Here is an 18,812-nt window from a genome sequence, read left to right as displayed (position 1 = left end):
ATCATGGAAAAATTCACTGTACATAGCGGGCTCGTGGCGCCGCTGGATCGTGCAAACGTCGACACCGACGCGATCATTCCGAAGCAGTTTCTGAAGTCGATCAAGCGCACGGGTTTTGGCCCGAATGCGTTCGATGAATGGCGTTACCTTGATGTCGGCGAACCCGGCCAGGACAATTCGAAGCGTCCGTTGAACCCCGATTTCGTGTTGAATCAGGCGCGCTACAAGGGCGCGTCGATTTTGCTGACGCGCGAGAACTTCGGTTGCGGCAGCTCGCGCGAACATGCGCCGTGGGCGCTGGACCAGTACGGTTTTCGGGCGATCATTGCGCCGAGTTTCGCGGATATCTTCTATAACAACTGCTTCAAGAATGGCCTGCTGCCGATCGTGCTGACGGAAAGCCAGGTCGACAAGCTGTTCAACGAAACCTACGCATTCAACGGCTTCACGCTGACCGTGGACCTCGAGCGTCAGGTCGTGCTGACGGGCAACGGCACGGAATATCCGTTCGACGTACCGGGCTTTCGCAAGTTCTGCCTGCTGAATGGTTTCGACGATATCGCCCTGACGCTGCGCCATGCCGACAAGATCCGGCAATTCGAAAACGAGCGTCTCGTCACGCAACCGTGGCTGAACAATCGCCTCGTGCGCTAAGAACCAAACAACCAAGACCCAAGGAAACACCATGAAGATTGCAGTGCTGCCCGGCGATGGCATCGGTCCGGAAATCATCAAGGAAGCTGTCAAGGTCCTGAACGCGCTCGGTGAGAAGTTCGAGATCGAAGAAGCGCCGGTCGGTGGCGCGGGTTACGAGGCGAGCGGCCATCCGCTGCCGGACGCAACGCTCGCGCTGGCGAAGGCATCGGATGCGATCCTGTTCGGCGCGGTCGGCGACTGGAAATACGATTCGCTCGAGCGCGCACTGCGTCCCGAGCAAGCTATTCTGGGCCTGCGCAAGCATCTGCAATTGTTCGCGAATTTCCGGCCAGCGATTTGTTATCCGCAACTGACGGCGGCTTCGTCGCTGAAACCGGAGATTGTTGCCGGGCTGGATATTTTGATCATCCGCGAACTGAATGGCGATATCTATTTCGGCCAGCCGCGCGGCGTGCGGTCATCGCCGGATGGCTTGTTCGAAGGCGCGAAGGAAGGCTTCGACACCATGCGTTATTCCGAGCCGGAAGTGCGCCGCATTGCACACGTCGCGTTTCAGGCCGCGCAAAAGCGCGCGAAGAAGCTGACGAGCGTCGACAAGGCGAACGTGCTCGAAACGTCGCAGTTGTGGCGCGACGTGATGATCGATATATCGAAGGAATATGCGGACGTCGAGCTGTCGCACATGTACGTGGACAACGCGGCCATGCAGCTGGTAAAGGCGCCGAAAGCGTTCGACGTGGTCGTGACGGGCAACATGTTCGGCGACATTCTCTCGGACGAAGCGGCCATGTTGACGGGGTCTATCGGCATGTTGCCTTCGGCTTCCCTCGACAAGAACAACAAGGGCTTGTACGAACCGTCGCATGGTTCGGCGCCGGATATCGCAGGCAAGGGCGTGGCGAATCCGCTCGCAACCATCCTTTCCGCCGCAATGATGCTGCGTTATTCGCTCGGCAAGACGGAGCAGGCGGATCGCATTGAAACGGCGGTGAAGAAGGTGCTGGCGCAAGGTTTCCGTACCGGCGATATCGCCACGCAAGACGGCCGCACGGTCGGTACGAAGGAAATGGGCGACGCGGTTCTCGCGGCGCTTTAAGTTCCTGGAAATGGCAACGCGCTTTTCCGCTGAGCAAAGCGGCGAAAAATTCCGGTGGAAAAGCGTCTCGCGATCGGGGTGTTATCAAGATACGGTCGATCGCGATATTTCATCTCGATTCGTGGCTTTTGGCGCATGAACCACGTCGAAACAGCGTGAAACGCATGCGCAGAGCACGAAACGAGCACGAAATAGGTGGGTTATCGTGTAGACTCTTTTGTTATGGCGAAGATCTCTAAAATCTCTCAGGACTCGATTTCATGCGGCGGCATTGAAGGCGCCCGCACGACTCGTCTCGCCATTACGCGTTTGAACACACGCACGTGCCTCAAACGCATTACGAAAACCATTTCCCTCAAAACGATCACGTTGCGCTGATCGCCTGCCGTGCCCGCCCATCTTCCCCGCGCGGTCACGCCGGCGGAGGGTCGGATCCAAGCGGGGAAGTGTCCAAACTAAAGGTTAGTCATGAACGTAGGTCTCGTTGGTTGGCGCGGCATGGTCGGCAGCGTCCTGATGCAGCGCATGCAGCAGGAAGGCGATTTCGACCTGATCGAACCGGTGTTTTTCAGCACCAGCAATGCGGGCGGCAATGCGCCGTCGTTCGCGAAAAACGAGACGAAACTCAAAGATGCGACAAGCATTGACGACCTGAAAAAGTGCGACGCGATCATTACGTGCCAGGGCGGCGATTACACGAACGACGTGTATCCGAAGCTGCGCGCGGCCGGCTGGAAAGGTTACTGGATCGACGCGGCTTCGTCGCTGCGCATGAAGGACGACGCCGTCATTATTCTTGATCCGGTGAACCTGAACGTCATCAAGGATTCGCTGGTCAAGGGCGGCCGGAATTTTATCGGCGGGAATTGCACGGTCAGCCTGATGCTGATGGCGCTCGGCGGCCTGTTCAATCACAAGCTGGTCGAATGGACGACCGCCATGACGTATCAGGCGGCTTCTGGCGCGGGCGCGCAGAACATGCGCGAACTGCTGCAGCAAATGGGCGTGCTGTACGGGGCGGCCAAGGAAGATCTGGCGGACCCGGCATCGGCTATTCTGGATATCGACAAGCGCGTTCTGGCGGCCATGTCGAGCGAACGCATGCCTGTTGACAACTTCGGCGTGCCGCTCGCGGGCTCGCTGATTCCGTGGATCGATAAAGATCTCGGCAACGGCATGTCGAAGGAAGAATGGAAGGGCGGCGCGGAAACCAACAAGATTCTCGGGCTTCCCGCCATGGGCGAGCCAGGCTCGGTTCCGGTCGATGGCCTGTGCGTGCGCATCGGCGCAATGCGTTGCCATTCGCAGGCGCTCACCATCAAGCTCACGAAGGACGTGCCGCTGGATGAAGTGCACGGCATTCTGGCATCGGCGAATGATTGGGTGAAGGTGGTCCCGAACGAACGTGAAGCGTCGATGCGCGATTTGTCGCCGGCGGTCGTTACGGGTTCGCTGACGGTGCCGGTCGGCCGTCTGCGCAAACTCGCGATGGGCGGCGAATATCTGTCCGCGTTCACCGTGGGCGACCAGTTGCTATGGGGCGCGGCCGAACCGCTGCGCCGGATGCTTCGCATCCTGCTCGACAAGTAAAGTAAACTACGCGCCACGACGCGCGGCTGTTCGATTGAAGCGTCGCGCTTGCGCGGCGCTTTTTCGTTTTGCGACGGCGTTTCCGCGGTTCCGTTTCCTGTTTTCCGTCCACTCGCCTGGAGTTTCAATGATCGTTCGTCCGAGTCGGCCACTTCGTTCGCAGCCCCGCCACGCCAGCCGTGTGCGGCGCACGGTGCTGATTGCGGCGAGCGTTGCGAGTGTGCTGCTCGGGACGTCGGTTTCATTCGATGCAATGGCTCAAGCCAGCGCTGCATCCGCCACCGTGGCTGCATCGGACGCAGGCGCGGTCACGCAATACAGCGTGAAGCCCGGGCAATCGCTGAGCGATATCGCTACGCAGATCACAGGATCGACCGATCGGGCCACGCGCGAAAAAATGGCCCGCGCGCTCTTCGATGCCAATCCGAACGCGTTCATGGGTCACGATCCAAGCCGGTTGAAACTGGGATCGGTTTTGAACGTGCCTCAGACAGATGGCGCGGCGAGCGCGGCGGAGGCTTCGGCTCCTGATGGAGCGGCGTCCGGTACGGCGGCGTCGGTGGCGTCCGTGGCGTCGGCGCCAACAGTCGGCGCAAGCGCTCCGGAAATCGCAGCCGCTCCGGCGGAGGCGGCATCGAATGTCACCGGTGGGACAATAAGCGGCGCCGCGACCGCATCGAGCGATGCAAGCGCAGCAGCACCTGTCTCCGACGCTCAGCCTACCGCGAGCGGCAGCGAAAGTACGCCGGCATCCACGCCGGCAGTTGCGTCGGCGCCCGCTGCGCCGCCGGTTGTGCCCGCGTCCACGGTGAGTCCTTCGGCCGCGCCGGCAAACGGGCCGATCGTCTGGATTATCGGCGTGATCGTGGCTATTGGCCTGCTTCTCATGGCAATGCGAGCCGGCAAGCGGCGCCGTGTCGCCGCAGCGCCAGCGGACGAACCCGTAACGCCGGACACGCCTGTTGTTTCACCGCCACCGGAAACGCCGCGTACCCTGGCGCACGAAGCCCCTTCGCATTCGGCGACAGGCGCTGCCGATCTGGAAGGCACGGCCGTGCAACGCGGGCAAGGTGAGTTGAACGTGGTCGCGGGCAGCATGGAAAACTACGATGCGGCCCAGGTCTTCGATTCCCCTACTGAAGACATGCCGCTCACGCCGAACGAAGCCGATCTCGACGATGCCGACGCAGCGCGCGTGACGTTGAGCACTGCTGCCCTGCCGCCCGAGCCAGAGGCGAAGCGTGCGCCGTTCATGCCGGATGCACCGGCGGCGCTTCATCGTGATTTCACGCCGCCACGGCCGGGCGCGGTCGAGGCGGCGCTGGCTGCTGAACGCGCTGCAGCAGAACACGCCGCAGCCCTGGAGCAAGCGACGCGGGAGGCCATTGCCCGGGAAGCTGCCGTTCGGGAAGCGGAGGCGAGGGAGGCGGCGGCACGCGAGGCGGCTGCGCATGAGGCCGAAAGAGTGGAGGCTGAGGCGCGCGAAGCAGCAGTTCGGGAAGCCGAAGCGCAAGAAGCCGAAGCTCGTGAAGCCGCTGCACAAGAAGCCACGATTCAGCCCACCGATCACGCAACCGACTCCGATTCTTCCTACGACGACGAGCCATCCTCCGCCGCTTCGGGCCTTCCTCAGCCCAAATTCCCGCAGGAAGCAATCGAAGCCTTGAGCGCGCTCGATTTCGGCTTGCCGCCTCGCCGGGAAGCGCCGCTTGAAACCGACCATCCCGCAGCGGCAGAACCACCCCAAATCGATCCAGCCACGATAATCCCGCAACCCATCGCCGATCCCGCCGTGTTCGATCGTCAGAACGAGCAGCATCGTCATCCCGATGCACCGGCCGGGCCGTCTGCGGAATCGGCCGCCGGGAAAATCGAAACGGGGACGGCCGGCGCGGCCTCGGTGGCCGGTCTGGGCGCGTCGCGCTTCGGGCCGTTGAGCCTCGACTTCGACTACGACTCGCCCGCAAGCCAGACCGAGCCGCTGCCCGCATTCACCCCGGAGCAGATTGCAACCATCGCCCGCAACAAGCTGGAACTGGCTGTCGAATACATCGAACTCGGCGACTTGTCCGGCGCGCGCACGCTGTTGCAGGAAGTCATCGAATCCAACGATCCAGCCACGCGCCAGCCCGCCGCCACGCTGTTATCCACACTGGCGCCGCTTTCCTGATATGCCCTTGAAACGCATTGCACTTGGTATCCAGTACGACGGTTCGGCGTTCAGCGGCTGGCAGACACAATCCGAGGTCGAGACCGTGCAGGACGTGCTCGAACATGCGCTCGGCAAGTTCATGCAGACGCGCGTGCAGACGGTTGTCGCGGGACGCACGGACGCGGGTGTTCATGCGCTGGGTCAGGTCGTTCATTTCGATACCGAGCTCGACCGTACCGACTTTGCCTGGGTTCGCGGAACGAACGCGTATTTGCCGCACAGTGTCGCGGTCCAGTGGGCGCGCCCGATGCCCGACGATTTCCACGCGCGCTTCGGCGCGTTCGAGCGCACGTATTACTACGCGCTGTACGTGAACCCCGTTCGCTCGCCTATGATCCCCGGCCGCGCCGGCTGGTGCTACGCGCCGCTCGACGCCGACGCAATGCGCGAGGCGGCGGCCAGCATTATCGGCAAGCATGATTTCACGGCGTTTCGATCGTCCGAGTGCCAGGCGAAGACGCCGGTGAAATACCTGCATCAGATCGACATTGTGGAGCAGGGCGATTTCATCCACTTCCGCTTTCGCGCAAACGCGTTTTTGCATCACATGGTGCGCAACCTGATGGGATGTTTCGTCGCGATTGGCCGCGGCAAGCATCCGCCTTCTTGGATGCGCGAATTGCTGGAGGCGCGCGATCGCAAGCGCGCCGCGCCGACCTTCATGCCCGACGGCCTCTATCTGGCCGAGGTCGGCTATCCTGAGCACTTCGCCGTGCCCGCGCCGTGTCTGGGAAGCTACCCGTGGAGCGCGGTCTGGCAAGAAATCGAACGTGGACGAGAGCGTGAACGTGAACGAGAACAATCAGGATCTGCATAGAACGCGCATCAAGCTGTGTGGTCTGTCGAAGACGGAAGACGTCGATACCGCCGTCGACCTGGGCGCCGACGCCGTCGGTTTCGTGTTTTATCCGCCGAGCCCGCGATCGGTCAGTGTCGGCCAGGCGATAGATCTGGCGGAGCGCGTGCCGCCGCTGGTGTCGGCCGTGGGTTTGTTCGTCAACGCGACGCCGGAATGGATTCGCGAAGTGACGTCGAATGTGAGATTGTCCCTGCTGCAATTCCATGGCGACGAAACCCCGGCCCAATGCGCCGCGCTTGCCGAAGTCGCCGGTTTGCCATGGTGGCGGGCGGTTCGGGTAGGGCCCGATGCCAACGCACGCGATTTGGTAGAATCATCTCTCAATTATTCAGCAGCCAGCGGTTTGCTTCTCGACGCTTTTGTCGATGGCTACGGTGGCGGTGGAAAGGTATTCGATTGGTCACTTATCCCAACAGATCTCGGGCATCGGGCCGTTTTGAGTGGTGGGTTGAACGCGCAAAACGTCCATGAGGCCATCCGGCTCGTGCGGCCCTACGCGGTCGATGTCTCCAGCGGCATCGAAGTAGCGGGGGCCAGGGGCGTGAAAGATCACGCCCGAATGGCGGCGTTCGTACGCGCGGTGCGTGAAGCGGATGCCGGATGATCAACGTGGACAAGCGCAACGCTTCCGCGGACCGAGAGAGTGACATACATGTACAACTTACCAGACAATCGAGGCCATTTCGGCCCTTATGGCGGCACGTTCGTCTCCGAAACGCTCATTCACGCACTCGACGAACTTCGCGATGCATACGCCGAATGCAGCAAGGATCCGGCGTTCATCGCGGAATATGAATATGAACTGAAGCATTACGTTGGCCGTCCGTCGCCGATCTATCACGCCAAGCGCTGGAGCGAGATGCTCGGCGGCGCGCAGATTTACCTGAAGCGCGAGGACTTGAACCACACCGGCGCGCACAAGGTGAACAACGTGATTGGCCAGGCGCTGCTCGCACGCAAGATGGGCAAGCCGCGCGTGATCGCGGAAACCGGCGCGGGACAGCACGGCGTGGCGACCGCGACCATTGCGGCGCGTTTCGGCATGGAATGCGTTGTGTATATGGGCTCGGAGGACGTGAAGCGTCAGGCTGCGAACGTGTACCGCATGAAGCTCCTTGGCGCGACGGTCGTGCCGGTGGAATCCGGTTCCAAGACGCTAAAAGACGCGCTGAATGAAGCCATGCGCGACTGGGTCACGAACGTCGAAAACACGTTCTACATCATTGGCACGGTGGCGGGTCCGCATCCGTATCCGATGATGGTGCGCGACTTCCAGCGCGTCATTGGCGACGAATGCAAGGTTCAGATGCCCGAGATGACCGGTCGTCAGCCCGATGCGGTGATCGCATGTGTCGGCGGTGGATCGAACGCAATGGGTATCTTTTATCCGTACATCGAGAATGAAGACGTGCGGCTGATCGGCGTGGAAGCTGCGGGCGATGGCATCGAAAGCGGGCGTCATGCTGCTTCGCTGATAGGTGGAAGTCCGGGCGTGCTGCACGGCAATCGCACCTATCTTCTCCAAGATGACAACGGTCAGATTATCGAGACGCATTCGGTCTCGGCGGGGCTGGATTATCCGGGCGTCGGTCCGGAACACGCGTGGCTGAAGGATGCGGGACGCGCGGAGTACGTGGGCATTACCGACGAAGAAGCGCTGAAGGGTTTCCACGATTGCTGCCGGATCGAAGGGATCATTCCCGCGCTCGAGTCGAGCCATGCGCTCGCCTACGCCGCGAAGCTCGCGCCCACGTTGCCCAAGGACAAGCTGCTGCTCGTCAATCTGTCAGGTCGTGGCGACAAGGACATGCATACGGTCGCCGAGCGCACCGGCATCACGTTCTGAGCCCACAACCCATGCGCGATGAGATTGTCCATGCAACGCCGGATGCCACCGACGCCTACGCGCACGGCGGTATCCAGTTGCATCATCGCGATTTTCTCGCCGATGCCGCGAACCTGCCGGACGGCTCGATCGATCTGATCGTGGCCGATCCGCCGTATGGTCTCGGCAAGGATTACGGCAACGATTCGGACATGCGTTCCGGCGATGCCTTCCTCGACTGGACCTACGGCTGGCTTGAACTGGCCATTCCGAAGCTCAAGCCGAGCGGTTCGCTCTACATTTTTTGCACGTGGCAATATGCGCCCGAGATTTTTGTGTTCCTCAAGCGCCGCCTGACAATGGTCAACGAGATTGTCTGGGATAGGCGGGTGCCGAGCATGGGCGGAACGGTGCGCAGATTTACGTCGGTGCATGACAACATCGGTTATTTTGCGGTATCGAAGGATTACTTCTTCGATCTCGATCCCATCCGCATTCCCTACGACGCAGTGACGAAGAAAGCGCGTTCGCGAAAATTGTTCGAAGGTAGCAAGTGGCTCGAACTCGGATACAACCCCAAAGACGTGTGGTCGGTGTCGCGGTTGCATCGGCAGCATGCTGAGCGTGTTGATCATCCGACGCAAAAGCCGCTCGAAATCGTCGAGCGAATGGTGCTGGCGAGTTGTCCGCGCGGCGGCCGCGTGCTCGATCCGTTCATGGGCAGCGGCACGACGGCGGTTGCCTGCGCGCGCCACGGGCGGCTGTTCGTCGGCTACGAGATCAACGCGGATTACCACGCGATTGCGCAAGCGCGCGTGGCACAGACTCCACCGGCTGTTGTGGCTGCCGAAAAGCCGGCGGCCATCGCTGAAAATGCTTCCATCGATCAAGCGTGAATTTCGCTCAAGTCGCTGCTAAAAAACGTTAAACGCGCGGCTAATGCGCAAAGAGATAATCATGTCCCGTATTAAAAGTACTTTCGCGGCGTTGGCCGAGCAGGGCAAAAAGGGCTTGATCCCGTTCATCACCGCGGGCGATCCGAATCCCGAGCAGACCGTCGAATTCATGCACGCGCTCGCCAAGGGCGGCGCGGACGTAATCGAACTCGGCGTTCCGTTTTCCGACCCCATGGCCGATGGTCCCGTGATCCAGCGTTCTTCCGAGCGGGCTTTGGCGCGCGGCGTATCGCTCAAGCACGTTCTCGCTGACGTAACACGCTTTCGCGAAACCAATACCGTGACGCCGGTTGTGCTGATGGGATATGCGAATCCGATCGAGCGCATGGGCACCGAAGATTTCGCAAAAGCCGCGAAGGAAGCGGGCGTGGATGGCGTATTGGTCGTGGATTATCCGCCGGAGGAATCGGTGGAATTCAGCCAGTCGATGCTCGCCGCCGGTATCGATCCCATCTTTTTGCTTGCGCCCACATCGACCGATGAACGCATTGCCGCCGTGGGCAAGGTGGCAAGCGGCTATGTGTATTACGTGTCGCTGAAAGGCGTGACCGGCGCGGCAAATCTGGACGTGGCGAGTATCGCGAGTAAAATCCCGGCCATCAAGGCGCATGTAGCGCTGCCGGTCGGCGTTGGTTTTGGTATCCGCGATGCGGCGTCGGCAAGGCTGGTGGCGGATGTAGCGGATGCTGTCGTGATCGGCAGCCGTCTCGTGCAATTGCTCGAAGAGGCGTCGCCGGATACGGCGGCTGAGAAACTGACGGGTTTTATCGCCGAGATTCGTGCGGCGCTCGATTCTGCAAAATAACCCGTGATTGTGGCTATATGAAGCAAAATAGCTGCGAAAACACGCGAAACATGAAGGAAACACGATGAGCTGGCTCGACAAACTGTTACCGCCGAAGATCAAGCAAACCGATCCGAAAAGCCGCAAGGGTATTCCGGAAGGGTTGTGGATCAAGTGCCCGTCGTGCGAAGCGGTGCTGTACCGCAACGACGTCGAGGCGAATCTGCATGTCTGTCCGAAGTGCAGCCACCACATGCGGATTGGCGCGCGCGAACGGCTTGACGGCCTGCTCGATCCGGAAGGCCGCTATGAAATCGGCCAGGAAGTGCTGCCCGTCGACGCGCTCAAGTTCAAGGACAGCCGCAAGTATCCGGATCGCCTGAAAGAAGCGATGGAAGATACCGACGAGACCGACGCCATGGTGGTCATGGGCGGCGCGATCCACACTATTCCGGTCACGACTGCGTGCTTCGAGTTTTCCTTCATGGGCGGCTCAATGGGTTCGGTCGTCGGCGAACGTTTTGCACGCGGCGCGCGCAATGCGCTCGAACAACGCACGCCGTTCATCTGCTTCACGGCATCGGGCGGTGCGCGGATGCAGGAAAGCTTGCTGTCGCTCATGCAGATGGCTAAAACCACGGCCATGCTGACCAAGCTCGCCGAAGCCAAGTTGCCGTTCATCTCCGTTCTCACCGATCCCACCATGGGGGGCGTATCCGCCAGTTTCGCCTTCCTCGGCGACGTGGTGATCGCGGAACCAAAGGCGCTGATTGGCTTTGCCGGACCGCGCGTGATCGAGCAGACCGTGCGCGAAAAATTGCCGGAAGGCTTTCAGCGCTCGGAGTTCCTGATTCAGAAGGGCGCGATCGACATGATCGTGGACCGCCGGAAAATGCGCGAAGAAATTGCGCGCCTGATTGCGTTGCTGACAATGCAGCCGGCTGATTCGGTGGCCTGAAGTCATAGCGCGTTGTTTTCACGCGCCGCGCGCGAACCCGCCGAGGGTTGCGTGCGGCGCTTTTGTTTTCGTCTTTTCTTTTTGGCTCGTTTTTAGCCGGCTGGCAGCACTCTTTCATGACGACTTCATCGGTTAGTTTTCCTTCCCTCGACGCATGGCTGGCGCATCTGGAATCGGCGCATCCGGTCGGTATCGATATGGGTTTGACGCGCATCAGCCAGGTCCGCGACGCGCTGGGTCTCAAGTTCTCGTGTCCTGTGATCACCGTGGGCGGGACCAACGGCAAGGGTTCGACCTGCGCGATCATCGAAACAATCCTGCTGCGCGCCGGATATCGCGTGGGCTGCCATACGTCGCCGCATTTGCTTGAATTCAACGAGCGCGCGCGGATCAACGGCGCCGACGCCACCGATGCGCAATTGCTCGAACACTTCGAAGCCGTTGAAAAGGCGCGCACGAGCCTGGCCGAACCCGTGTCGCTGACGTATTTCGAATTCACGACGCTTGCGATCATGCGGCTGTTTGCATCGAGCGGACTGGACGCCGTGATCCTGGAAGTGGGCCTTGGCGGACGGCTGGACGCGGTCAATATCATCGATGCGGATTGTGCGATCGTGACGAGCATCGATATTGACCATACGGCCTATCTTGGCGACACGCGGGAGAAGATCGGCTTCGAGAAGGCCGGCATTTTCCGTGCAAACACCCCTGCGGTTTGCGGCGATCCGTCGCCGCCGCAGTCGCTGATCGATCACGCGACGGCGATCGGTGCGGATCTGTGGCTGGTCGGGCGAGACTTCCGATACGAAGCGCAGGGCGGCAACGAGCGCCAGCAATGGAGTTACATCGGCCGTACGCAGCGGCGCTCCGCGCTGGCCTATCCGGCATTGCGCGGCGCGAATCAACTGATCAATACGTCGGCGGCGCTCGCCGCGCTCGAAGCCTTGCGCGACCGGATTCCCGTATCGGCGCAGGATATTCGCCTCGGCCTCGCGAACGTCGAGTTGCCGGGCCGTTTCCAGGTCGTGCCCGGCAAGCCGCAAGTGATCCTCGACGTCGCCCACAACCCGCACGCAGCAGCGGTTCTGGCACAGAATCTCGGCAACATGGGCTTTTTTCCCTACACCTATGCGGTGTTCGGTGCGATGGCCGATAAGGACATCGCCGGCATTGTGGAGCATCTGAAGGGCGAGATCGACCGCTGGAACGTGACGGCGCTACCCACGCCCCGCGGCGCCTCGCCGGCCGCGCTCGAACGCGTTTTACGCGACGCCGGCGTCAACGACAGCGCGGACAGCAGCGTTACACAATTCAGTAATCCGGCCGACGCTTTTCAAGATGCGTTAAAGCGGGCGTCCGAAAATGATAGAATTTTGGTTTTCGGCAGTTTCCATACGGTGGCCGGTGTCATGGCGTACCGTAAATCGCAGCGTCATTGAACGGACGGCCGGCCAGCCTCTCGCACAAGCCAACCATGTCCTTTTTTTCGTTCGGCAAGAAAGACGACGCGCCCTCGGGTCGCGATGCATATTCCGACTCTCCGCGCGGCTCGCGTCAGACCGTCCGTACGGAACGCAGGACGCGCCGCAGCGACCGCCCCGAAGCCGATGCCATGATGCTGGACCCTACGCTGCCCGAAAAGCAGCGTGCGCGTCGCCGTCTGGTGGGCGCGCTTGCGCTGGTCGCGGCGGCGGTGATCGTCCTGCCGATGGTGCTGGATTCACATCCGAAGCCCGTCACCGACGACATTTCCATCGATATCCCCGCGCGCCCCGCCGCGCCGTTGCCCAAGACTTCCCGTAGCGATACGGCAGCGGTTCCGGCGACCGATTCAGCGGCCGAATCGGCAACCGATACCCAGGCAGGCGTGGCGCCCGACAGTCCGGCCGCTGACGCGGACAATCCGCCCAAAGCCGCCGCACCGGCAGCCAGGCCCGAGTCGAAGCCGGCTGCAAAACCCGCCGAATCGCAGGCACAGGCGAAAGCCGCTGCGTCCGCCCCAGCCGCACAGAAACCAGTCACACCGGCAACGCCGCCCGCACAAGCCGCGAAGCCGCTCGCGGACGCGCCGGCAACTGCCGCTGCCGCCCAGAAGAACACGCCTGCATCGCCCGCGGGTAGCCGCTTTGTGATCCAGATCGGTACTTTCGACGAAGACGCCGTCGCCCAAAGTTGGGTTGCCAAGTTGAAGGCGGCGGGAGTGCCCGCATATGTCGAACATCGGAAAGAAGCCGACGGCACGACGCGCGCACTCTTGCGTGCGGGGCCGTTTGCTGACCGGACGGCTGCATCGGCGGCGCTGGGCAAGGTGCGTCAGGCAGGCCTTGGCGGTGGCGGCAACAACAATGCGTCGGCGAATTAGCATTTGATGTTCACGAGTTTTGACTATGCGGTGATGGCCGTGATCGGCCTCTCCGCGCTGCGCGGCATGTGGCGTGGCTTGCTGGCCGAAGTGTTCGGCCTGATCGGCTGGATCGCGGCGTTGTTGATCGCCGGGCGGTTTGTCAGGCTCGTCGTGCCGTACATTCCGGCGAACTGGCCGGGCGGCGCGCTGACACAATGGCTGATCGCGTTTTTGCTGATCGTGGCGGCGGTACTGCTGATATCGAGCGTGGCTGGTGCGTTGCTCACGCGCGTGACCGAAGTGGTGGGGCTGCGCGGTATCGACCGGTCGCTTGGACTTTTGTTTGGCCTCGTGCGAGGCGCAATTCTGGTAGTGATCCTGGTCGCCCTGGCGGGCTTGACCGAACTGCCGCAACACGATTTCTGGCGTAACGCGTTGTTCCGGCCCGCGGCCGAACAAGGCGTGCGAGAACTGAAACCGCTGCTTCCCGATACGCTCGCCGCGTATGTGCGCACCACGCCGGACGGCTCGCAAGAACCGTCGACGGCGCCCGCGCAATAACGCTCAAGGCGCGCTCCACGGGGGTTGTGTGAAAGCTCGGCGCAGCACCACGCAGTTCAGGCATATTTTGAGATGCTCTGAACCGTTGCGCCGATACGCCCTTTCGACCCGTTTCGACTCTTTGAAGGACCAATGCCATGTGCGGCATCGTAGGCGTAGTTTCCCAGACTCCCGTCAACCAGTTGATCTATGACAGCCTGCTGCTCCTGCAGCATCGCGGCCAGGATGCAGCGGGCATTGCGACGGCGAACGGCAACAACTTCCACATGCATAAGGCCAATGGCATGGTGCGCGACGTGTTCCGCACGCGCAACATGCGCAGCCTGCCGGGCAATGTCGGCATTGGCCAGGTGCGTTATCCGACAGCCGGGTCGGCTTCGAGTGAAGAAGAAGCCCAGCCGTTCTACGTGAACGCGCCGTTCGGCATCATCCTCGCGCACAACGGCAACCTGACGAACTGGCCGCAGTTAAAGGAAGAAATGTTCCGGATCGATCGCCGGCACATCAACACCGCGTCCGATACCGAAGTCCTGCTCAACGTCTTCGCCCACGAACTGCAGTTGTCGAGTTCCGGCCTGCAACTCGACCCGGCCGCGCTTTTCAAGGCGGTGAGCGGCGTGCATCGGCGCGTGAAGGGTTCGTACGCGATCGTTTCGCTGATTGCCGGTTACGGGCTCGTGGCTTTCCGCGATCCGTTCGGCATTCGTCCGCTCGTGCTCGGCAAGATGGAAACGGCGACGGGCGTGGAATGGATGGTCGCGTCGGAATCGGTGGCGGTTGAAGGCATTGGCTTCGAGTTCGTGCGCGACGTGGAGCCGGGCGAAGCGATTTTCATCGATAACGACGGCAACCTGCACAGCCAGCAATGCGCCGATAACCCCAGCCTCAACCCCTGCATTTTCGAACTCGTGTATCTGGCGCGTCCCGATTCGTGCCTCGATGGCGTGCCGGTCTACAACGCGCGCCTGCGCATGGGCGATTACCTCGCCGAGAAGATCAAGCGCGTGCTGCCGGGCGTGGCAATCGACGTGGTGATGCCGATTCCCGATTCGTCGCGTCCCGCCGCCATGCAGGTGGCCGCGAAGCTGGGCGTGGAGTATCGCGAAGGGTTCTTCAAGAACCGCTACGTTGGCCGCACGTTCATCATGCCGGGCCAGGCGGTGCGCAAGAAGTCGGTGCGTCAGAAACTGAATGCCATGGCGATCGAGTTCAAGGGCAAGAACGTGTTGATCGTGGACGATTCCATCGTTCGTGGGACGACGTCTCATGAAATCGTGCAGATGGCGCGCGATGCCGGCGCCGCGAAGGTGATTTTCGCGTCCGCCGCGCCGCCGGTGAAATTCCCGAACGTGTATGGCATCGACATGCCCACGCGTGGCGAACTGGTCGCGCACGGCCGATCGGACGACGAAGTCGCGCGCATGATCGGCGCGGATCATCTGGTGTATCAGGACGTGGCGGATCTCAAGCAGGCCATTCGCGACATCAACCCGGAGTTGAACGAATTCGACGCGTCGTGTTTCGACGGCAACTACATCACCGGCGATATCAACGAGGCTTATCTGGATCGGCTCGAAACGGCGCGGCTGGCGCCCTCGGCGCAGTCGGATCGCGACGCCGCCAGTGAAGCGATGGAAGGCGGCGTATCGCGTTCGCAGTTGCATCTGCAGTTGTCGGTGGAATGACCTGACTAAGAAACGCGTGATAGGATTGGGTTTGCGTCGATTTGAGATCAGCTTGCGGACGCGGGTTTTGATGGCTTCATCAGTCGAGACCCGAAACAGCTAAAGCGAACCGGTGGTGAGAACCGTAAATACCGATCACCCCGGCGACGCTACAGGCTTTTCCGCACCGAGCCCGCTCATGCTGACGCAGAAGCGGGCTTTTTTGCGTCCCGGTTTTTGGCTGCCGCCGGGCCACCACGAATAAAAGAGATGAAAAGAATGGACAGAACAGACGATATGAACATGGACGACAACCTCAACTTCGACACGCTCGCCGTGCGCGCAGGAACGCTGCGCAGCGACTTCAACGAGCATTCGGAAGCGATATTCCTGACATCGAGTTTCGTGTTCGAAAGCGCCGCGCACGCCGCGGAGAGCTTCAAGAACGCGGAAGAGGCGTATACGTACTCGCGTTTCACCAATCCAACCGTCGCAATGTTCCAGAAGCGTCTGGCCGCGCTCGAAGGCGGCGAGGCGTGCATGGCGACCGCGTCGGGAATGGCCGCGATCATGTCGGCGGTGATGTGTTCCATGCAGCAGGGCGACCATCTGGTCAGTTCGAAAAGCCTGTTTGGATCGACGGTTGGCATGTTCTCGCAGATCTTCACCAAGTTCGGCATTACCACCACATTCGTCGATCCGACCAATCTCGATGAATGGCGCGCCGCCGTGCGGCCTGAAACGAAGATGTTTTTCCTCGAGACGCCGTCGAATCCGCTGACGGAGATTGCGGACATCGAGGCAATCGGAAAGATTTCGAAGGAAGTGGGCGCGTTGTTCGTCGTCGACAACTGTTTTTGCAGTCCGGCGCTGCAGCAGCCCTTGAAACTCGGCGCGGACGTCGTGATGCATTCGGCCACCAAGTTTCTCGATGGCCAGGGCCGCGTGCTGGGCGGCGCGCTGGTCGGGTCGAAGCAGTTCATCATGGAAAAGGTGTTTCCGTTCGTGCGCAGCGCCGGGCCGACGTTGTCCGCGTTCAACGCGTGGGTGTTGCTGAAAGGCATGGAAACGCTTTCCTTACGCGTCGAAAAGCAATCCGCGAATGCGCTGGAGATTGCGCGCTGGCTGGAAACGCATCCGGCTATCGAGCGTGTGTTTTATCCGGGGCTCGCGTCGCATCCGCAATATGCGATTGCGCAAAAGCAGCAGAAGGCGGGTGGCGCAATCGTGTCGTTCGAACTGAAGGGCGCGACCCGGGAAGAGCAGCGGGCGAACGCGTGGCGCGTGATCGACTCGACGAAGATCTGTTCGATCACCGGCAATCTCGGCGATACGCGCACGACGATCACGCATCCATCCACGACAACGCATGGCCGATTGACGCCTGAGGTTCGGGAAGCGGCGGGGATTCGCGAGGGATTGATCCGGCTGGCGGTGGGCCTGGAGAATGCCGCGGATATCAAGGGAGACCTGGAACGCGGCTTGAACGCGCGATAAAGCCGGCCGCGGGCGGCCAGGGTCTGACCGGCCGCCGCCCGCGCTGGAAAATCAAACGTCCAGCAATTCCACATCGAACACCAGCGTGGCATTCGGCGGAATCACCCCGCCTGCGCCACGAACGCCGTATCCGAGTTGCGGCGGAATCGTCAGCTTGCGCTTGCCGCCGACTTTCATTCCCTGCACGCCTTCATCCCAGCCCTTGATGACCATTCCGCCACCCAGCACGAACGCGAAAGGATCGTTGCGGTCATGGCTCGAGTCGAACTTCTGCCCGTCAGTCAGCCAGCCCGTGTAATGCACGCTGACCGTTTTTCCGGCGACGGCATCCGCGCCTTCACCCACAATCAGGTCTTCATATTTGAGGCCCGAATCTGTCGTCACGATCGCCATGTAACTCTCCTTGTGTGTGCCGGCGGCGTCGCCAGCTAAAATCGAAACCCGTATTGTAGGGCTTTCGAGCTGATCGTTACATCGGGCGAAGCATGCACGGCATTTGCTCCATCTTCATGCCGATATCTTGAAAATAATTGCATGAGGCTGACTTTCCCTGAATCGAGGCGCCTTCCGGTACTCCCCTATAATGAGTGGGCATCTCGATAAAGCGGGCGAGCGCCTCGCCTCTATCAACGCTCAAGGATTTCCAATCGTGACAACGTCTTTTTCCGGCACGGTCGAAACGGGGCGGGTTGCCCGTCCTGAAGCGCCGGTCGCGGGCATGGATGGCGTGCTCGTGCTGAATGCCGCGCAGCGCTGCCTCTCTGCCGATACCGTCCTCGCCCATCTGTTCGATCGCGACGCCCACGCGTTCGAAGGCCACGCGCTCACCGATATCCCGCTGCCCAAGCCATTGATCGCGGTGCTGGCCGAAGTCGCCGACGCAGCGCTCGCCGCCGGCAGCGTGCGGCGCGCGCGGGTATCGATTGAAGAGGGCGACGCGCCGGCCCGATTGCGCGCATTTGCCATCCTCGCATTGCCCAATACGGATACGGTGACGCTGGTCGTGTCGCCGTGCAGTCCGGAAACCTCCGCCTGCCAAACGCCGCAGAAGCAGGCGGACGAGCGTACCGCGCACTTGCGCGCCGAAGCGGCGTTGTTCATGCGCGATCACGTGCTGGGCATCGCGTCGCACGATCTGCGCGGACCGTTGAACGCGATCCATAGCTGGGGTTACGTGCTCGAGCGCAAGGTCGACGCCGCCGATGCCGCAGCGCAACGCGCCCTTGGCGGGATTCGTTCGGGCGTCGAGCAACAGGTGAAGCTGATCGAGCAAACAATCGATACCACCCGCGCCGAAACCCGGACGCTCACGCTTGATCGCACCATATTCGCCTTGCGTCCGCTCGTCGAGCACGCGGCGAGCGACGCGCGCGCGGGTCTTGCCACGGCGCGCAAGGTGACGCTGCAGGTGGAATCGGCGCTGGCCGAAGAGCAGATGAGCGGCGATCAAGAACGCTTGGCGCAGGCGCTGTGGCTGATGCTCGCGTTCGCCGCCGAGGGCAGCACGGCAGGCTCAACGGTTATCGCACAGGCGCGCGTGGAGGACGGCGCTTTCCAGGTGGCCGTCAGTTTCACCGCATCGGTGAAAGCGCTTACCGACCCCGACTTGCCCCACGCGCTCGAAGCATTTGCGCGCAAGCAGGCCACGCAGCCGCGGGAAGCGGCGCGCATTGCATGGGGACTGGCGCTCTGCAAGCGGGTAGCGGAGTCGCACGGCGGCATCTTCGAACACGACGACATAGCCGATAACGCCAACATCACGCTCAAGCTGCGCGTCCCGCTGAGCGGCACCTGATTTAACTTTCGATC

At 61.5% G+C, this 18,812-nt stretch carries 17 protein-coding genes; 16 read left to right on the top strand and 1 reads right to left on the bottom strand.

The annotated features are described in order from the left end of the window. Positions 1 to 3: 3 nt before the first annotated feature. The 15 genes from leuD to ACRWA7_RS12760 all read left to right on the top strand — a co-directional run bounded on the left by leuD (position 4) and on the right by ACRWA7_RS12760 (position 17,003). Positions 4 to 654 carry a 3-isopropylmalate dehydratase small subunit gene (gene leuD, locus ACRWA7_RS12830; protein ID WP_060818452.1) on the top strand — a complete coding sequence of 217 codons (651 nt, stop codon included), beginning with the start codon at positions 4 to 6 and terminating at the stop codon, positions 652 to 654. A gap of 31 nt (positions 655 to 685) precedes the next feature. Continuing rightward, positions 686 to 1,753, top strand: coding sequence for a 3-isopropylmalate dehydrogenase (gene leuB, locus ACRWA7_RS12825; protein ID WP_438391348.1), 1,068 nt, complete (start codon positions 686 to 688; stop codon positions 1,751 to 1,753). Positions 1,754 to 2,221: 468 nt separating this feature from the next. Continuing rightward, a complete protein-coding gene (gene asd / locus ACRWA7_RS12820) occupies positions 2,222 to 3,343 on the top strand; it encodes an aspartate-semialdehyde dehydrogenase (protein WP_438391347.1) in 1,122 nt (373 codons plus the stop codon). Positions 3,344 to 3,470: 127 nt separating this feature from the next. Further along, complete coding sequence (locus tag ACRWA7_RS12815; RefSeq protein WP_438391346.1) at positions 3,471 to 5,513, top strand: FimV/HubP family polar landmark protein; 2,043 nt, start codon at positions 3,471 to 3,473, stop codon at positions 5,511 to 5,513. Between the two features lie 7 nt (positions 5,514 to 5,520). Beyond that, on the top strand, positions 5,521 to 6,372 hold the full coding sequence (gene truA / locus ACRWA7_RS12810) for a tRNA pseudouridine(38-40) synthase TruA (protein ID WP_438391345.1): 852 nt from the start codon (positions 5,521 to 5,523) through the stop codon (positions 6,370 to 6,372). Beyond that, positions 6,344 to 7,018: a phosphoribosylanthranilate isomerase gene (locus ACRWA7_RS12805; protein ID WP_438391344.1), complete on the top strand. Its 675-nt coding sequence runs from the start codon at positions 6,344 to 6,346 to the stop codon at positions 7,016 to 7,018. The genes truA and ACRWA7_RS12805 overlap by 29 nt, the downstream gene beginning before the upstream one ends. 48 nt (positions 7,019 to 7,066) lie before the next feature. Continuing rightward, complete coding sequence (trpB, locus tag ACRWA7_RS12800) at positions 7,067 to 8,260, top strand: tryptophan synthase subunit beta (protein WP_060818712.1); 1,194 nt, start codon at positions 7,067 to 7,069, stop codon at positions 8,258 to 8,260. An 11-nt stretch (positions 8,261 to 8,271) separates the two neighbouring features. Further along, a complete protein-coding gene (locus tag ACRWA7_RS12795; protein ID WP_438391343.1) occupies positions 8,272 to 9,135 on the top strand; it encodes a DNA-methyltransferase in 864 nt (287 codons plus the stop codon). A gap of 61 nt (positions 9,136 to 9,196) precedes the next feature. After that, the gene (gene trpA, locus ACRWA7_RS12790; RefSeq protein ID WP_438391342.1) at positions 9,197 to 10,000 is read left to right on the top strand and encodes a tryptophan synthase subunit alpha; all 804 of its coding nucleotides are present in this window, start codon (positions 9,197 to 9,199) and stop codon (positions 9,998 to 10,000) included. 64 nt (positions 10,001 to 10,064) lie between these two features. Beyond that, entirely contained in the window at positions 10,065 to 10,937 is an 873-nt protein-coding gene (gene accD, locus ACRWA7_RS12785) for an acetyl-CoA carboxylase, carboxyltransferase subunit beta (RefSeq protein WP_060818460.1), read from the top strand. 116 nt (positions 10,938 to 11,053) lie between these two features. Beyond that, on the top strand, positions 11,054 to 12,376 hold the full coding sequence (gene folC / locus ACRWA7_RS12780; protein WP_438391341.1) for a bifunctional tetrahydrofolate synthase/dihydrofolate synthase: 1,323 nt from the start codon (positions 11,054 to 11,056) through the stop codon (positions 12,374 to 12,376). Between the two features lie 35 nt (positions 12,377 to 12,411). Continuing rightward, positions 12,412 to 13,299, top strand: coding sequence for an SPOR domain-containing protein (locus ACRWA7_RS12775; RefSeq protein ID WP_438391340.1), 888 nt, complete (start codon positions 12,412 to 12,414; stop codon positions 13,297 to 13,299). A gap of 6 nt (positions 13,300 to 13,305) precedes the next feature. Next, positions 13,306 to 13,842: a CvpA family protein gene (locus ACRWA7_RS12770; protein ID WP_060818463.1), complete on the top strand. Its 537-nt coding sequence runs from the start codon at positions 13,306 to 13,308 to the stop codon at positions 13,840 to 13,842. Positions 13,843 to 13,979: 137 nt separating this feature from the next. Beyond that, a complete protein-coding gene (gene purF, locus ACRWA7_RS12765) occupies positions 13,980 to 15,527 on the top strand; it encodes an amidophosphoribosyltransferase (protein WP_060818464.1) in 1,548 nt (515 codons plus the stop codon). 282 nt (positions 15,528 to 15,809) lie between these two features. Then, entirely contained in the window at positions 15,810 to 17,003 is a 1,194-nt protein-coding gene (locus tag ACRWA7_RS12760; protein WP_438392778.1) for an O-succinylhomoserine sulfhydrylase, read from the top strand. Positions 17,004 to 17,054: 51 nt separating this feature from the next. Here ACRWA7_RS12760 and ACRWA7_RS12755 read toward each other — a convergent pair whose 3' ends face one another. Then, positions 17,055 to 17,396, bottom strand: a complete 342-nt coding sequence (locus tag ACRWA7_RS12755) for an FKBP-type peptidyl-prolyl cis-trans isomerase (protein WP_060818465.1) — start codon at positions 17,394 to 17,396, stop codon at positions 17,055 to 17,057. Positions 17,397 to 17,652: 256 nt separating this feature from the next. Between ACRWA7_RS12755 and ACRWA7_RS12750 the strand changes: the two genes are divergently transcribed. Further along, complete coding sequence (locus tag ACRWA7_RS12750) at positions 17,653 to 18,798, top strand: sensor histidine kinase (RefSeq protein WP_438391339.1); 1,146 nt, start codon at positions 17,653 to 17,655, stop codon at positions 18,796 to 18,798. Positions 18,799 to 18,812: the final 14 nt, after the last annotated feature.

Source organism: Caballeronia sp. DA-9 (assembly GCF_051615025.1).
Taxonomy (GTDB): Bacteria; Pseudomonadota; Gammaproteobacteria; order Burkholderiales; family Burkholderiaceae; genus Caballeronia; species Caballeronia sordidicola.
Note: the sequence above shows the minus strand (reverse complement) of the source record. Positions and strands in the feature narration are given on the sequence as shown.

What these genes read in the sequence shown, in the direction of transcription:
- leuD (WP_060818452.1), top strand. Translation starts at nt 4, where the DNA reads ATGGAAAAATTCACTGTACATAGCGGGCTCGTGGCGCCGCTGGATCGT.
- leuB (WP_438391348.1), top strand. Translation starts at nt 686, where the DNA reads ATGAAGATTGCAGTGCTGCCCGGCGATGGCATCGGTCCGGAAATCATC.
- asd (WP_438391347.1), top strand. Translation starts at nt 2,222, where the DNA reads ATGAACGTAGGTCTCGTTGGTTGGCGCGGCATGGTCGGCAGCGTCCTG.
- ACRWA7_RS12815 (WP_438391346.1), top strand. Translation starts at nt 3,471, where the DNA reads ATGATCGTTCGTCCGAGTCGGCCACTTCGTTCGCAGCCCCGCCACGCC.
- trpB (WP_060818712.1), top strand. Translation starts at nt 7,067, where the DNA reads ATGTACAACTTACCAGACAATCGAGGCCATTTCGGCCCTTATGGCGGC.
- ACRWA7_RS12795 (WP_438391343.1), top strand. Translation starts at nt 8,272, where the DNA reads ATGCGCGATGAGATTGTCCATGCAACGCCGGATGCCACCGACGCCTAC.
- trpA (WP_438391342.1), top strand. Translation starts at nt 9,197, where the DNA reads ATGTCCCGTATTAAAAGTACTTTCGCGGCGTTGGCCGAGCAGGGCAAA.
- accD (WP_060818460.1), top strand. Translation starts at nt 10,065, where the DNA reads ATGAGCTGGCTCGACAAACTGTTACCGCCGAAGATCAAGCAAACCGAT.
- folC (WP_438391341.1), top strand. Translation starts at nt 11,054, where the DNA reads ATGACGACTTCATCGGTTAGTTTTCCTTCCCTCGACGCATGGCTGGCG.
- ACRWA7_RS12775 (WP_438391340.1), top strand. Translation starts at nt 12,412, where the DNA reads ATGTCCTTTTTTTCGTTCGGCAAGAAAGACGACGCGCCCTCGGGTCGC.
- ACRWA7_RS12770 (WP_060818463.1), top strand. Translation starts at nt 13,306, where the DNA reads ATGTTCACGAGTTTTGACTATGCGGTGATGGCCGTGATCGGCCTCTCC.
- purF (WP_060818464.1), top strand. Translation starts at nt 13,980, where the DNA reads ATGTGCGGCATCGTAGGCGTAGTTTCCCAGACTCCCGTCAACCAGTTG.
- ACRWA7_RS12760 (WP_438392778.1), top strand. Translation starts at nt 15,810, where the DNA reads ATGGACGACAACCTCAACTTCGACACGCTCGCCGTGCGCGCAGGAACG.
- ACRWA7_RS12755 (WP_060818465.1), bottom strand. Translation starts at nt 17,396, where the DNA reads ATGGCGATCGTGACGACAGATTCGGGCCTCAAATATGAAGACCTGATT.